This window comes from Methyloparacoccus murrellii, from assembly GCF_054657115.1.
Map to the genome: position 1 here is coordinate 37,327 of NZ_BAAHXD010000013.1, position 14,889 is coordinate 52,215.

Sequence of the window (14,889 nt, forward strand, 5' to 3'; positions counted from 1 at the left end):
CGGCTAATCTGCCCGGCTGAGACTGATGGGCAGGACCAGCGTGTCGAGCACCACGTCCAGCGGCAGGCTCAGCATCATCAGCGGTGACAGGTAACGGGTGGAGGTCTGGTACAGCGTGTCCTGCGCCGCCTTCGGATAATAGAGGGCCAGGCAGGGATCGGCGGGTTTGGGGTCGGCGGCAAATGCCCAGTCCAGTGCCGCGACATCGAGGCGGGTCATCGAGTACACCACCGGGCAGACGCTGGCATGCTCGGCCTTGGGTTTGCCCTGTTTCTCCAGCATCATCGTGGTGCAGCCGGTCCCGCTCGCCACCAGCAACGAAGCGGCCAGGGCGGCGAGCCGGCGGTTCATGCGGCCTCCGTGGCGGGAGAATGGCACAGCGCCAGGAAGCCGGCTTCGTCCAGGATCGGCACGCCCAGCGCCTGTGCCTTGGTCAGCTTGGCGCCCGGTTCGGCGCCGGCGACCAGATAGTCGGTCCTGGCCGAGACGCTGCCGGTCGCCTTGCCGCCCAGGGACAGCACCAGCGCCTTGGCGTCCTCGCGCGACAGGCCTGCCAGCGTACCGGTGATGACGAAGGTCTTGCCGGCCAGCGGCAGGGCGGTGGGCTCGGGCCGTTCCGGCAGCCTTTCCCACGCGACCCCGGCGGCCCTGAGGTCCTGGATGACGGCCAGATTGTGCGGCTGCCGGAAGAAGGTGTGGAGGTGATGCGCCACCGATGGCCCGACGTCGGGAACCGTCTGAAGCTCGGCCTCGCTGGCGTGCATCAGCGGCTCGAGGTCGCGGAAATGCTCGGCCAGCGTGCGCGCCGTGACCTCGCCGACCTCGCGGATGCCGAGCGCGTAGAGGAAGCGCGGCAGGGTGGTCCGCCGGCTGGCGGCGATGGCGGCGACCAGATTGGCGGCGGATTTCTCGCCCAGGCGTTCGAGCCGGGCCAGCGGTTCGGTTTCCAGCCGGTAAAGATCCGCCACCGTCGCGATCAGGCCCTTCTCCAGCAATTGGTCGACCAGCCTGTCGCCGAGGCCGTCGATGTTCATGGCCTTGCGGGAGGCGAAATGCTTGACGGCCTCCTTGTGCTGGGCAGGGCAGTAGAGGCCGCCGCTGCAGCGGGCAATGGCCTCGTCCTCCAGTTGCTCGAGTTCCGAGCCGCAGACCGGGCAGCGGTCCGGCATCCCGAATGGCGTGGCATCCGCCGGTCGCAGTTCCGCCAGGCTCCTGACGACTTCCGGGATCACGTCGCCGGCCCGCCGGACGACGACGGTATCGCCGACGCGGATGTCCTTGCGGTGCACCTCGTCGGCGTTGTGCAGGGTGGCGTTGGTGACGGTGACGCCGCCGACGAAGACCGGTTCCAGCCGGGCCACCGGGGTCAGGGCGCCGGTACGGCCGACCTGGACGTCGATGGCCGTCACGCGGGTGGTGGCCTCCTCGGCCGGGAACTTGTGGGCGATGGCCCAGCGGGGCGCGCGGGCCACATGGCCCAGCGTCGCGCGATCGGCCAGCGCATCGACCTTGTAGACCACGCCATCGATGTCGTACGGCAGGGCGGCGCGGCGTGTCAGCAGATCCTGGTAATAGGCCAGGCAGGCCTCGATCCCCTCGACCACCCGCATTGCCGGATTGACGGGGATGCCCCAGTCCCGGAACCGGTCCAGCAGCGCGCTGTGGGTTTCGGGCAGCTGCTCCTCGGGGTAAAGGCCGTATCCATAGCAATAGAAGCTCAGCGGCCGGCTGGCGGTTATCCTGGGGTCCAGCTGGCGCAGGCTGCCGGCGGCGGCGTTGCGGGGGTTGGCGAAGGTCTTTTCACCCTGCTCCAGCGCCCGCAGGTTGAGGGCCCGGAAACCGTCGCGGGGCATGAAGGCTTCCCCGCGTGCCTCGAAGCGTTCCGGCCAGCCCGAGCCCATGAGCTTGAGCGGGATGCTGCGGATGGTGCGGACATTGGCGGTGATGTCCTCGCCGGTCTGGCCGTCTCCGCGGGTGGCGGCCCGGATCAGCACGCCGTGCTCGTAGACCAGGTTGACCGCCAGCCCGTCCAGCTTGGGTTCGACCACGTAGGCCTGGACCTCGCGTCCCAGCCGCTGCGCGATGCGGCGGCCGAAGTCGGCCAGATCCTCCGCGCTGAAGGCGTTTTCCAGCGACAGCATCGGCACGGCATGGCGCACCGCGGCGAATGCCTCGACGGGCGGGGCGCCGACCCGCTGGGTCGGGGAGTCGGCGGTCCGGAGTTCCGGGTAGGCCTGCTCCAGCCGCAGCAGCTCTTGCAGCAGCCGGTCGTACTCGGCGTCGGCGATCAGCGGGTCGTCGAGCTGGTGGTAGCGGCGGTTGTGGAAATCGATGGTCTCGCGCAGTTCGGCGACCTGCCGGCGGACGGGTTCGGGAACGTTCACGCGGTCGGTGACGGGGCGATGGGTTGCTTGAGCAGGTTGCGCATGTGGGCGACCTTGCTGGCGCTCAGCGGCTGGCGGGCCTCGTCCCACTGGATGCCATGCAGGCGCTGGGCCAGCTCGCGGCTGGTGTTGACCAGATCGTCGTAGATGCCGAGCGGATCGGACACCCGCGCGGTCTGGAAGAACAGCACGATGCCGGGGCAGTCGAAATGCTCCATGGCGTCGATGGGGAAGGTGCCGGGCTCGACCAGGCTGGCGACGCTGAACTGGGTCTGGGCCAGGTCGCGGTCGTAGCGATGGAAGATGCCCATCTCGCCGTACAGCAGGTCGGCGTCCAGCAGCGCCTGCCTGAGCTCGGCGCCGTGGAAGAAACGCCCGGGGCCGGCCACCACGCTGACCTGGATCAGGAACGGGGCGCCACCCTCGCCCGCCTGGGCCGCTGCCGGCGCGCCGCTGTCGGCGCGCGTCTCCTCCCCGACGATCGACTCCAGCTCGTATTCCTCCATGTCGGCGAAGTCGAGCCCGTCGAGCTGGGGTTCCTTGCGGGTACCGGCGCCGGGCGTAATGATGCGGACGGTCTCCTCGAAATCGTCGTCCGGGGCTTCGGCCTCGTCCCCCGCGCCATGGTCTGGCTGGTCCGCTCCGGATCCGCGCGACAGCCGGCTCAGCAAGGGCTGCCGGAAGCGGTGCCAGAGATAGATGCCCGCCAGCACGACCAGGCCAGTGGCGATCAATAACAGGCGAACGGTATCTCTATCCATCGCTGATTCTCGGTGTTCAAACAGCCGCCAGTTCGACCGCCGCGTCGATGTCGACGGCGACGATGCGGGACACGCCGGGCTCTTTCATGGTGACCCCGGCCAGATGCTGGGCGATTTCCATGGTGGCCTTGTTATGGGAAATGAACAAAAATTGTACCCTTTCGGACATTTCCTTGACCAACTCGCCGAAGCGGCCGACGTTGGCGTCGTCCAGAGGCGCGTCCACCTCGTCCAGCAGACAGAACGGCGCCGGATTCAGTTCGAAGATCGCGAACACCAGGGCCGCCGCCGTCAGCGCCTTTTCCCCGCCCGACAGCAGGTGGATGGAGCTGTTGCGCTTGCCCGGCGGGCGGGCGATGACGGTGACGCCGGTTTCCAGCAGATCGCGGTCGGTGAGTTCCAGGCTGGCCTGGCCGCCGCCGAACAGCTTCGGGAACATACGCTGCAGGCCGGCATTGATGCGCTCGAAGGTGTCCTTGAAGCGCGTGCGGCATTCCCGGTCGATTTTTTCGATGGCCTCCCGCAGGGTGGCGAGCGAGTCGCCCAGATCCCGGTGCTGCTGGTCGAGAAAGGCCAGCCGCTCCTCCTGGGCGAGGTACTCCTCCCGCGCCGTCAGGTTGACGGCGCCGAGGCGGGCGATTTCCTCGCCCAGTTCGGCGACGCGCTGCTGCCAGCGTTTCTCGTCGGCCTCTTCGGGCAGGCCGGCCATGACGGCGGCCGGTTCGGCGCCGAGTTCCTCGAACTGTTCCTGGACCGTCTGCCGGCGGACCTCGTTGGCGGACAGTTCCCGCCGGATTGTCTCCAGTCGCTCCTTGGTCTCGGCGCGCGCGCGCTCGTTGCGGAGCCGGGCCTCGCTGCTGGCGCGCAGCGCCTTCTCCAGTTCATCCGCCCGTTGCCGGAGGCCCGCCAGCGCCTGTTCCGAGCGGGATTTTTCCTGCTGCAGGGCGGCCAGCTCGGTTTCGCTGTCCTCGCTCGGCGAGCCGGTTTCCTGCAGACGGGCGCGCAGGGCATCCAGCCGCTGCGAGGCCTGGTCGTAGAGCTGCTGCGCACGCTGCAGGTGGCGACCGGTGAGCGCCTCGCTGGCGCGCAGGCCTTCGGCGCGGCTTGCGAGTCCCGCGACCCGGTCCCGCGCCAGCCGCAGGGCGGCGTCGGCCTCGCCAAGGCGGTCTTCGAGGCGATGGCGGCCGTCGGCGTATTCGGCGGCGTCCAGCTCCAGCCCGGCCAGCCGTTCCTCGGCTTCGAGGCGCTGCAGGCGGCTCTCCTCCAGCGTCTCGGTGTGTTCGGCGAGCTGCTCGGCCAGGTCGGCAAGCTCGGCCTGAACCTGCCGCAGCCGCTTCGAGGCCTGCTCGCAGCGTGCCCGCGCCGCGCTCAGCTCGGCTTTGGCGCGGCCATGTTCGGCACCCAGACGGCGCTCTTCGGCCTGCCGCTGCTCGCGCTCGTGTTCGGCTGCCTGCGTGGCCGCCTCGGTGGCGTGCAGCGCCTCTTCGAGCCGGGCCACGGTCTCGCACAGCCGCGCGTGATCGGCCTTGAGGGCCTTGAGTTCGCGCTCGCGCTTGATGACGCCGGCCTGGCTGGCCGCGGGGCGCTGCAGCGACAGCCAGCCGGTGCCGAGGCGTGTGCCGTCGGGGGTAACCACCGATTCGTGCGGCGCCAGGTCACCGCTCAGGGCGAGGGCACCGGGCAGATCGTCGGCGCAGTGGATCGCGCCGAGCAGGGGTTCGAGATTCCAGGGGCAGCCGACGCGCGCCAGCAGGCGTTGCGGCGCGCCATCCGGGCGAGCGGCCGGCACGCGGGTCTCGAGCAGTGTCAGCGATTCGCCGGACAGCGTCGACAGGCGCGGCGCCAGGACCTCGGCGCGCTCCGCGATGCAGAGTGCCTGGAGATGGCCGCCCAGGACCGTTTCCACCGCCGTTTCCCAGCCCGGCTGGACCTCCAGATGTTCGGCCAGGCGGGGCGTCTCGGCCAACCCCTGCTCGGCGAGCCAGCGTTGCAGCGGCGCCCGGTCCTTGCCCATGGCGTGTTCCTGCAGGGTTTCCAGCGAGCTGATCTTGCCGGCCACGGCGTGCTGTTCCGCCCGCTGGCCATTCAGGTCCTGCTGGAGCTGCTTCAGCCGCTCGCGCCCGTCCTGGATACGCTCGTGCAGTCCGGCCAGCGTCGCCTGAAGTTCACCGCGCTCGGCTTCCAGTTCGGCCACGGCCTGCTCCAGTTCGTCCAGCGCTTCGGCGTTCACGGCGGCTTCCACCTCCTGGCGCTCCCGGTCCAGCCGCTCGCGGCGGCTTTCCAGCTGCCGCGCGTGCTGTTCCAGCTGGGCGATGCGGGCCTGCTGGATGTCGCGCTGGCTGCGCCAGTGGCCGATGGCGGCGTTCAGCTGCTCGAATGACTGGCGCGCCGACCGGAGCTCGCCATCGGCCGCCTCGCGCCGGTCGCTGGCCTCGATCTCCGCCATGCGGGCTTCCTCCAGCCCGCTTTCGACATCGGCCAGGCTCTCGCGCAGGGTGTCGAGCTGCAAGCGGTCCTGCTCCAGATCCTGCGCGGCCTGGTGCTGTTCCTGGCACAGCCGCGTTTCCTCCTGTACCAGGTTTTCGTGCGTCTCGCGGGCATGGCGCAGGGATTGCGCCAGCCGGCTGATGTCCGCGCCCAGTTCGTAGAACCGCGCCTGTTCCTGGTTCAGCGTCTTCTGCAGGGCGTCCTGCAAGGCCTGCTGTGTCGCCTGGGTGGCCGTCAGGCCGTGATCCTCCTCCGCGAGGACGCGGAAGCGCGACTCGCACTCGGCCAGCCGTACCTGCTGGGCCTGGAATTCGGCCTCGTACTTGCGCCAGCGCAGGCCCAGCAACTGCTCGCGGTAGCGGCGCTCCTCGTCCTTCAGCGCGGTGTATTTCTCCGCCTTGCGGGCCTGGCGCTTGAGGCTTTCCAGCTGCTTCTCGACCTCCTCGCGCAGGTCCAGCAGCCGGTCCAGGTTTTCCTGGGTGTGGCCCATGCGCAGCTCGGTCTCGTGGCGGCGCTCCTTGTACCTGGAGATGCCGGCGGCTTCCTCGATGAGTTCGCGCAGCTCGGCTGGCCTGGCCTCGATCAGCCGGGAAATCGTGCCCTGTTCGATGATGGCGTAGCTGCGCGAGCCCAGGCCGGTGCCGAGGAACAGGTCGGTGATGTCCTTGCGCCGGCAGCGCGTGCCATTGAGCAGGTAGGTCGAGGTGCCGTCGCGCGTCACCTGGCGCTTGATGGAAATCTCGGGGTAGCGGGCGAATTCGCCAGGTGCCTTGCCCTCACCGTTGTCGAACACCAGCTCGACCGAGGCCATGCCGACCGGCTTGCGACTGCTGGAGCCGTTGAAGATGACGTCCGCCATGCTCTCGCCGCGCAGGTGCTTGGCGGAGCTTTCGCCCATCACCCAACGTACGGCATCGATGATGTTGGACTTGCCGCAGCCATTCGGCCCGACGATGCCGATCAGGTTGCCGGGCGTCGGGATCGTCGTCGGATCGACGAAGGACTTGAACCCCGCAAGTTTGATTCGGTCGAGGCGCACGGTGGTGGCGGGAACGTCGGCAGGCGGGTGCTGGTTGGGCGGCAGGGAGACCGGCTATTATAGCCGACTCGACTTTTCGCCCGGGCCGCTTCTCCCGAAGCGCTGTCCCGGCCGCCTGCCGGGCCTTTGCCCCGGCTCTTCCCCAACCCGGAGCGCCACGTCCGCCATGACCACCCAGCCCAGCAAGCAACTGGAAACCTTCGACAATCCGCAGCCCGAGCGGGATTTCACCATCCGCATCGACATGCCGGAGTTCACCTGCCTGTGTCCCAAGACCGGCCAGCCGGATTTCGCCACCCTGCACCTGGAATACGTTCCCGACCGGCATTGCGTGGAGCTGAAATCGCTCAAGCTCTACATCTGGTCGTACCGCGACGAGGGCGCCTTCCACGAGGCGGTGACCAACCGCATCCTCGACGATCTGGTCGCCGCCACCCAGCCGCGCTTCATGCGCCTGACCGCCCGTTTCAATGTGCGTGGCGGCGTCTATACCCATGTGGTCGCCGAACACCGCAAGCCCGGCTGGCAGGCGCCCGCCGTTGTCCAGTTGCCCTGAATACCGGTGGGAGGACCCATGACATCACCCGTTTGTCCGGCCTGCAAGGGCGAGCATGTCTACAGCGACGGCGAGAACCACGTCTGCCCCGACTGTTTCCACGAGTGGCCGCTGTCGGCTACAGGCGATGAGGTTGGCGCCACCGATGCCGTGGTGCGCGATGCCAACGGCACGCCGCTGGCCGATGGCGATTCGGTGCTGCTGATCAAGGATCTCAAGGTCAAGGGCAGCTCGACCACCCTCAAGAAGGGCGCCAAGGCCAAGAATATCCGCCTTCGCGACGGCGACCACGAGGTCGATTGCAAGATCGACGGCATCAGCTACATGCTGAAGGCGTGTTTCCTGAAGAAAGCCTGATCCCGGCGGCTGCCCGCGACCGGGGAGATGGCCCGTGACGGCCGCGGGAAACGACGGGTCGCCGGCCGCGCTGCCACCCGGCGCGGCCATCTACAGCCGGGCCCTGCTGGCGGTCTATGACGCCTATGTGCTGGGGTTTTCCAATCGCTGCGCCTGGCGCTGCGCCTCGCGGCACATCCTGGCGCTTTACGACCGCCGGGTGTCCGCGTGTCACCTGGAGGTGGGGGCCGGCACGGGGTACTTTCCCGATCATTGCCGTTTTCCCGTCGCCGATCCCCGGATCGACCTGCTCGATATTCACCCTGAGACGCTGGCGAAGGCCGCACGGCGGCTGGCACGCTATCGACCCCGCAGCTATCGGGCCAATGTGCTGGAGCCGCTGGGTCTGCCCAGGCCGGGTTCGGGTTACGGCTCCATTGCCGCGAACTATTTGCTGCACTGCCTCCCCGGGCCGATCCGGGACAAGGGCCGCGTGCTGTTCGACCATCTGCTTCCGTTGCTGGACCCCGCCGGCGGATGCCTGTTCGGGAGCACGATTCTCGGCTTGGGCGTGGCGCACAACGCGCTGGGCCGACGCTTGATGGCGCTCTACAACCACAAGGGCATCTTCGGCAATTCAGCCGACGACGAGGTGGATCTCCGCCGCCTGCTCGAAGGCTATTTTCCGTATTCCCACGTCACGGTTCGGGGATGCGTGGCGCTTTTCTCGGGATCGACGCGGCCGATGGTGGAACCGTAGGCCGGGGCAGGGGGTGGCGGAGCAACCCCGCGACGGTGTGAGGGACTTTGTCGCCTCAGGTGGTTTGGGGCTGTGCCGACATCGCTCGCCGGTCAATCCGGTTATGGTGGGCGGCTAGCCACTCGAGGTGCTGTAGCTGTCAGATCGGCATTCGGCGAATCCCGCATTGATTATGCGGCGTAAGCCCTGGGCCGGTTACCCCGTGGGCGGGTTAAGCGAGGGCGCGTTGACAGAGGTCAGTTTGGCCGAGTTGGACTGACGGATGGTGGGCGAGGTCGATTCAGCCTGATTCGCTGGTCTCGCGCCCGGCTGCGCGGTCTCGCCATCGGTCGCCGTCCGCACCAGGTCCCGTATCCAACGGCGCATAGCCGCCCCCTAAAGTATTTCTGAGGGTCGTTGACGAAATGCCCGGTGTCCGTTCGATGTAGACAACGTCACACCATGGCGTCAGGAACTCGTATTCTCCCTCCCAATCCTGCCCCATTGCTACGAGGGTGATCTGGTGTCTGCGCACCATGTCGATCTTTTGGCGAATGATCTTCACCCGCCCTGTACCGTCGATTGGGCCATCGAGCGTAAGCACTGCATCGACATGGCGCGTGTGGAGCAACATCTCGCGGCGGATGGCATGCGAGTAGTAGGGCTTCGGTTTTCCCCCGGCCATGATGATGTCGTCCGTCGCCAGCCCAACAATCAGGTGTTCCCCCATGGCTCTGACGCGAGCGAGCAGCCGCAGGTGGCCATAGTGCAGGAGATCGAATGCACCGAACGTCAGGATTCTAGTCATGCGGATGTTGTACCCGGCGCGCTTCCCCGAAGTGTGTCCAGCGCCGCGCCGGTTCCAGGGGCTTCATGTAATCGGCACCGTAGCGGAGCGTGAGGAATCGATTCAGGTCATTCGGCACCAACACCTCCACGCCGGCTAGCCGATCTCGCTGCAGTGGATATACGGTACTCCACGGATATTTGCCGACCCATGGCCGCCCGATGGCTCCGGATATGATGCCAATCCTGCCGAGCCGGCAGCGGAGGTCCATCCGCTCGAACATGGCCTGAAGACCCATACGATAAACCCACGGCACTAGCCGATGCAGTGCGGTCGCGTTGACCGCGCGCTTCACCAGTTGTTTCCACCAATCCGCCGAGTACGGATGCTCCTTGAAAGCCGTGATGCGCGCGAGCAGATTATCCAGGTGTTTCCAGCCGAGAGACTGCCAGTGCATCATCGGAATGACATCGATGAAAATGCCGCAAGGGTCGTCGAAGCCGGTTTGTCCGTCGACCTGGGTGCGAGTATCCGACACCTTGTAGGCCGGGTACTGGGGTCGCTGCTCCGGGAGCAGTCTGAATCTCGCTGGCAAGTGCCGCATGGCGGCGAGGAAGTTGGGCATGTCTCCAGCCCATACGGCGATATCGAGGTCGTCATCCCAAGGAATCAGCGCGCGGTTATGCCGGGCGATGCCGAGACATCCACCCCCAATCAGAACGTATTCGACACCGTGCCGGTCACACAGGGTCGTTACGACATGCAGGATCTCACACAGTGAGACCTGTACCTCCCCCGCAGTCATGATGTCAGGCGCAACCATGCGATGGATCGATAATTAACAAGCTTGCACCCCCTTCGGCGACAAGGACCGGGGTGACCACGCACATGTGATATCGGCCGATGCTATCGTGGCGACCCTGCCACCCCAGCGTTGCAGGAACTGGGTAGGATGGCGATTTGCGTGTCGAAGTTGTAGCCGCAGCGGTAAATCTTGACCGTACTTGGCGACGCAGGTAACTACCCGTCAGCCAGGGTCAGCGACTCGGCCGACGGGGCGTGGGGATGGGCAGTGCGCTACATGGCTTCCAGAATCGCGCCCTTGACGGCCTCCAGTGTGGCGGGAACCTTGCTGGGCTGGATGTCGCACTGGCCGATGGCGGTGTCGGGGTCCTTGAGGCCGCTGCCGGTGAGGGTGCAGACGATGGTTCTGCCCTCGGGAATCCTGCCGGATTTGAGGTCGCGCAGGACGCCGGCCACGGATGTGGCGGAGGCGGGTTCGCAGAAGATGCCTTCCTTTTCCGACAGCAGCTTCTGTGTGGCGAGGATTTCGGCATCGGTCAGTTCGTCGAACCAGCCGCCGGATTCGCGGCTGGCGGTCCAGGCCTGCTCCCAGGATTGCGGGTGGCCGATGCGGATGGCGGTGGCGACGGTTTCCGGTTCGTCGACCATGTGGCCGCGCAGGAAGGGCGCGGCGCCGGCGGCCTGGTAGCCGACCATGACCGGGCGGTTCTCGCAGAGCTTGCCGATGCCGGTATACCGGCAATCGCCGTGGCAGAAGGCGCAGGCATCGGTGGGCTTGTGGCCCGGCGCACAGGTCGCCTCGGTGTAGCCGATCCAGTGCGCGGTGATGTTGCCGGCGTTGCCGACCGGCAGGCAATGGTAGTCCGGCGCGCGGCCCAGCGCCTCGATGATCTCGAAGGTGGCGGTTTTCTGCCCCTGTAGCCGGAATGGGTTGATCGAGTTGACGATGGTGACCGGCGCGTGATCGGCGATTTCCTTCACCAGTCGCATGCCGTCGTCGAAGTTGCCCTGGATTTGCAGCACCCTGGCGCCGTGGATCATGGCCTGGGCCAGCTTGCCGAGGGCGATCTTGCCGTCGGGAATCAGCACGAAACAGGTGATGCCGGCACGGGCCGCGTAGGCCGCCGCCGCCGCCGAGGTATTGCCGGTGGAGGCGCAGACGATGGCGCGGCTGCCGGCCTCGACCGCCTTGGTCACGGCCATGGTCATGCCGCGATCCTTGAATGAGCCGGTCGGGTTCAGGCCCTCGAACTTCACGAACAGGTCGACATGCTTGCCGATCAGCCGGGGGATGTTGACCAGCTGGATCAGCGGCGTGTTGCCTTCGTTGAGGCTGACGGCCCTGGTTTCCGGCGCAACCGGCAGGCGGTTGCGGTATTTGTCGATCAGGCCGGTATAGCGGGTGGGAGAGGTCATGGAAGGTGCTTGCTTTCTGATGGCGAGGTTCGTAGGCGGGTGGGGCGGCTAACCCAGCGTCTCCACCCGGATGCGCTTGACCGGCCCGCCGATCGTGGGCAGCGCCTCGATCTGGGCCAGGGCGTCGTTCAGTTTCCGTTCGCGAACCCGGTGGGTGAGCATGATGACCGGCAGCTGGCTCTCGCCCTCCGGCGGCTCCTTCTGCAGGATGGCCTCGATGCTGATGCCATGGTTGGCCAGGATGCGGGTGACATCGGCGAGCACACCGGGCTGGTCGCTGGCGCTGAGGCGCAGGTAGTAGGCCGTTTCCACCTCGCCGATGGCCAGGATCGGCAGATCGGCGATGGCGCCGGGCTGGAAGGCCAGGTGCGGCACCCGGTTGTGCGGATCGGCGGTCAGGGTGCGCACCACGTCGACGAGGTCGGCCACTACCGAGGAAGCCGTCGGTTCGGCGCCGGCGCCGGCGCCGTAGTAAAGTGTCGGGCCGACCGCGTCGCCCTTGACCAGCACCGCGTTCATGACGCCGTTGACGTTGGCGATCAGCCGCCGTTCGGGAATCAGCGTCGGATGCACGCGCAGCTCGATGCCCGCCGGCGCGCGGCGGGCGATGCCGAGCAGCTTGATGCGGTAGCCCAGCGCCTCGGCATAGGCGACATCCAGCGCGGTGATGCCGCTGATGCCCTCGACATGGACCTTGTCGAACTGCAGCGGGATGCCGAAGGCGATGGAGGCGAGGATGGTCAGCTTGTGCGCGGCGTCGATGCCCTCGACGTCGAAGGTCGGGTCGGCCTCGGCATAGCCCAGCGCCTGGGCCTCGGCCAGCACGTCGGCGAAGTCCCGGCCCTTGTCGCGCATCTCGGTCAGGATGAAGTTGCAGGTGCCGTTGATGATGCCGGCCAGCCACTCCACGGTGTTGCCGGCCAGGCCTTCGCGGATGGCCTTGATGATGGGGATGCCTCCGGCGACCGCGGCCTCGAAGGCGACCATCAGCCCCTTCTCGCGGGCCTTGGCGAAGATTTCGTTGCCGTGCAGGGCGATCAGCGCCTTGTTGGCGGTGACGACGTGCTTGCCGTTTTCCAGCGCCGCCAGCACCAGTTCGCGCGCGGGACTGATGCCGCCGATCAGCTCGACGACGATGTCGATGGCGGGATCGTTGACGATGGCGAAGGCGTCGGTGGTCAGCTGGATGCCGGCGGTGTCGCAGATGCGGGCGCGGCCGAGATCGCGGGCCGAGGCGGCGCGGATCTGGATCTCGCGGCCGGCGCGGCGGGTGATTTCCGTGGCGTTGCGCCGGAGAACGCTGACCGTGCCGCCGCCGACGGTGCCGAGTCCGAGTATGCCGATAGTGACGGGTTTCAAAGCAGGATCCTCCTGGTAGGCGACAGGCGCGATGGGGGCGGGCTCAGGCGGCGCTGTCCTTGCGCATCATGGCCTTGATGCCGCGCACGGCCTGGCGCGTGCGATGCTCGTTTTCGATCAGACTGAAGCGGACGTGGTCGTCGCCGTATTCGCCGAAGCCGATGCCGGGCGAGACGGCGACCTGGGCTTCCAGCAGCATCTTCTTGGCGAACTCCAGCGATCCCAGGTGGCGGTAGGGTTCGGGAATCGGCGCCCACATGAACATGGTCGCCCTGGGCTTCTCGATCTCCCAGCCGATGCTGCTCAGGCTGGACCAGAGCACGTCGCGGCGGCTGCGGTAGGTGTCGCAGATTTCCTGCACGCAGTCCTGCGGACCTTCCAGCGCGGTGATGGCGGCCACCTGGATGGGCGCGAAGGTGCCGTAGTCGAGATAGGACTTGATGCGTCCCAGCGCGGCGACCAGTTCCCGGTTGCCGCACATGAAGCCGACCCGCCAGCCGGGCATGTTGTAGCTCTTGGAGAGGGTGAAGAACTCCACCGCGACATCGGTTGCCCCGGGGACCTGCAGGATCGAGGGGGCGACATAGCCGTCGAAGACGATATCGGCATAGGCGATGTCATGCACGACCCAGATCTTGTACTCGCGGGCCAGGGCCACGACCTTCTCGAAGAACTCCAGTTCCACGCACTGGGTGGTCGGGTTGCCGGGGAAGTTGAGCACCAGCATCTTCGGCTTCGGCCAGGAGGTCTTGATGGCCTTTTCCAGCTCCTCGAAGAAGTCCATGCCCGGCACCAGCGGCACATGACGCACGTCGGCGCCGGCCAGCACGAAACCGTAGGGATGGATCGGATAGGCGGGATTGGGCACCAGGGCGGCATCGCCGGGGCCCATGGTGGCCATGGCCAGATGCGCCAGGCCTTCCTTGGAGCCGATGGTGACGATGGCCTGGGAATCCGGGTCCAGTTCCACGCCGAAGCGGCGTTCGTACCAGCCGCAGATGGCCTTGCGCAGGCGGATGATGCCCTTGGAGACGGAATAGCGGTGGGCGGCGCCCTTCTGCGAGACCTCGATCAGCTTGTCGACGATGTGCCGGGGCGTGGCGCGATCCGGGTTGCCCATGCCGAAATCGATGATGTCGACTCCCGCCGCGCGCTGCTTTGCCTTGAGTTCGTTGACGATGTTGAAGACATAGGGGGGCAATCGTTTGATGCGTTGGAATTCTTCCATCGAGGCTGCTGCAGGGCTGGAGGGCTGAGGCGCGGGAACCGCGGGCAAGCGTGTAAAAGTACCGAGGCCCCCGGAGACTGTCAACGGTAGGGGATGGCGGGCGGTCAGGCGGTTTGTCCGCGCCTTGGGGAACGGCCCCGGATTGTGGGAAACTGCCGCCATGACACCCCCTGTAACCGCCAGCGCTCCGGAACTGCCGCCAGTGGTGCTCTGCCTGTCCGGGCACGATCCGACCGGTGGTGCCGGTATCCAGGCCGACATCGAAATCCTGCGCCGGCTGGGTTGCCATCCCTGTACGGTGGTAACGGCCCTGACCGCCCAGGATACGGTGGATGTCGCCGAGGTGTACCCGCAGGATCCCGAGCACTTCCTGACGCAGGCGCGGCGGTTGCTCGCCGATATCGGGATTCGTGCCATCAAGATCGGTCTTTTGGGCAGTGCCGCGATGGCCGCCGCCACGGCGCGGCTGATAGACGAGGCGCCGGCGGTGCCGGTGGTCCTGGACCCTGTTCTGGCGGCGGGCGGCGGCCACCCGCTGGCCGGCGAGGATCTGCGGCACGTCATGCTCCGGGAGCTCATGCCCCGCGCGACGGTGGTCACGCCCAACACGCCGGAGGCCCGGCGGCTGACGGGTGAGGTTGGCGCTGATGCCTGCGCGGCGGCGCTGCTGGCGCTGGGGGCCGCGCATGTATTGCTGACCGGCACCCACGCGGCGGGGCCGACGGTGATCAACCGCTGGTATGGACCCGATGGCGCTGTCGCCAGCCACTGGCCACGCCTGCCCGGCAGTTACCATGGCTCCGGCTGCACACTGGCGTCGGCCCTGGCCGGCGGGCTGGCGCGGGACCTGCCGATGGCGGTCGCGATCGCCGAGGCCCAGCAGGTCACCTGGACCACCCTGAGCGAGGCCCGCCGGATCGGTCGCGGGCAGTGGCTGCCGCGCCGCTGATGGCCGCTCGGGGATGCGCCGGCGTTTTTGCCGGGCAACAGGAT

At 67.3% G+C, this 14,889-nt stretch carries 13 protein-coding genes; 4 read left to right on the top strand and 9 right to left on the bottom strand.

Features of this window, described 5'->3' with window-relative positions:
- Positions 1–3 precede the first annotated feature (3 nt).
- The 4 genes from ACYQ1H_RS05585 to smc are packed head-to-tail and all read right to left on the bottom strand — an operon-like array spanning position 4 to position 6,671.
- Positions 4–351, bottom strand: a complete 348-nt coding sequence (locus ACYQ1H_RS05585) for a YceK/YidQ family lipoprotein (RefSeq protein ID WP_460027053.1) — start codon at positions 349–351, stop codon at positions 4–6.
- Entirely contained in the window at positions 348–2,384 is a 2,037-nt protein-coding gene (gene ligA / locus ACYQ1H_RS05590) for an NAD-dependent DNA ligase LigA (protein ID WP_460027054.1), read from the bottom strand. Before ligA ends, ACYQ1H_RS05585 begins: the two co-directional genes overlap by 4 nt.
- Positions 2,381–3,145 (bottom strand): cell division protein ZipA, encoded by a 765-nt coding sequence (locus ACYQ1H_RS05595; protein ID WP_460027055.1) that lies wholly within the window; start codon positions 3,143–3,145, stop codon positions 2,381–2,383. The genes ligA and ACYQ1H_RS05595 overlap by 4 nt, the downstream gene beginning before the upstream one ends.
- Positions 3,146–3,161: 16 nt before the next feature.
- Positions 3,162–6,671: a chromosome segregation protein SMC gene (smc, locus tag ACYQ1H_RS05600; RefSeq protein WP_460027056.1), complete on the bottom strand. Its 3,510-nt coding sequence runs from the start codon at positions 6,669–6,671 to the stop codon at positions 3,162–3,164.
- A 166-nt stretch (positions 6,672–6,837) separates the two neighbouring features.
- Between smc and queF the strand changes: the two genes are divergently transcribed.
- From queF to ACYQ1H_RS05615, 3 genes are read left to right on the top strand one after another with little or no spacing between them, the layout of a single operon-like run.
- On the top strand, positions 6,838–7,227 hold the full coding sequence (queF, locus tag ACYQ1H_RS05605) for a preQ(1) synthase (RefSeq protein WP_460027057.1): 390 nt from the start codon (positions 6,838–6,840) through the stop codon (positions 7,225–7,227).
- Between the two features lie 18 nt (positions 7,228–7,245).
- Positions 7,246–7,584: a zinc ribbon domain-containing protein YjdM gene (locus ACYQ1H_RS05610; RefSeq protein ID WP_460027058.1), complete on the top strand. Its 339-nt coding sequence runs from the start codon at positions 7,246–7,248 to the stop codon at positions 7,582–7,584.
- 34 nt (positions 7,585–7,618) lie between these two features.
- Entirely contained in the window at positions 7,619–8,323 is a 705-nt protein-coding gene (locus tag ACYQ1H_RS05615) for a class I SAM-dependent methyltransferase (protein ID WP_460027059.1), read from the top strand.
- A 280-nt stretch (positions 8,324–8,603) separates the two neighbouring features.
- On the opposite strand, the gene ACYQ1H_RS05620 is transcribed toward ACYQ1H_RS05615, so the two are convergent.
- The 5 genes from ACYQ1H_RS05620 to alaC form a co-directional block, all read right to left on the bottom strand.
- Complete coding sequence (locus ACYQ1H_RS05620) at positions 8,604–9,110, bottom strand: adenylyltransferase/cytidyltransferase family protein (RefSeq protein ID WP_460027060.1); 507 nt, start codon at positions 9,108–9,110, stop codon at positions 8,604–8,606.
- Positions 9,103–9,912, bottom strand: a complete 810-nt coding sequence (locus ACYQ1H_RS05625; protein WP_460027061.1) for a LicD family protein — start codon at positions 9,910–9,912, stop codon at positions 9,103–9,105. Before ACYQ1H_RS05625 ends, ACYQ1H_RS05620 begins: the two co-directional genes overlap by 8 nt.
- A 254-nt stretch (positions 9,913–10,166) precedes the next feature.
- A complete protein-coding gene (gene thrC, locus ACYQ1H_RS05630; protein ID WP_460027062.1) occupies positions 10,167–11,309 on the bottom strand; it encodes a threonine synthase in 1,143 nt (380 codons plus the stop codon).
- Positions 11,310–11,357: 48 nt separating this feature from the next.
- Entirely contained in the window at positions 11,358–12,668 is a 1,311-nt protein-coding gene (locus tag ACYQ1H_RS05635; RefSeq protein ID WP_460027063.1) for a homoserine dehydrogenase, read from the bottom strand.
- A 43-nt stretch (positions 12,669–12,711) separates the two neighbouring features.
- Entirely contained in the window at positions 12,712–13,896 is a 1,185-nt protein-coding gene (gene alaC / locus ACYQ1H_RS05640; protein WP_460027064.1) for an alanine transaminase, read from the bottom strand.
- Between the two features lie 160 nt (positions 13,897–14,056).
- Here alaC and thiD point away from each other — a divergent pair, with 160 nt between their 5' ends.
- Complete coding sequence (thiD, locus tag ACYQ1H_RS05645; RefSeq protein ID WP_460027065.1) at positions 14,057–14,845, top strand: bifunctional hydroxymethylpyrimidine kinase/phosphomethylpyrimidine kinase; 789 nt, start codon at positions 14,057–14,059, stop codon at positions 14,843–14,845.
- The last annotated feature ends 44 nt before the right edge of the window (positions 14,846–14,889 follow it).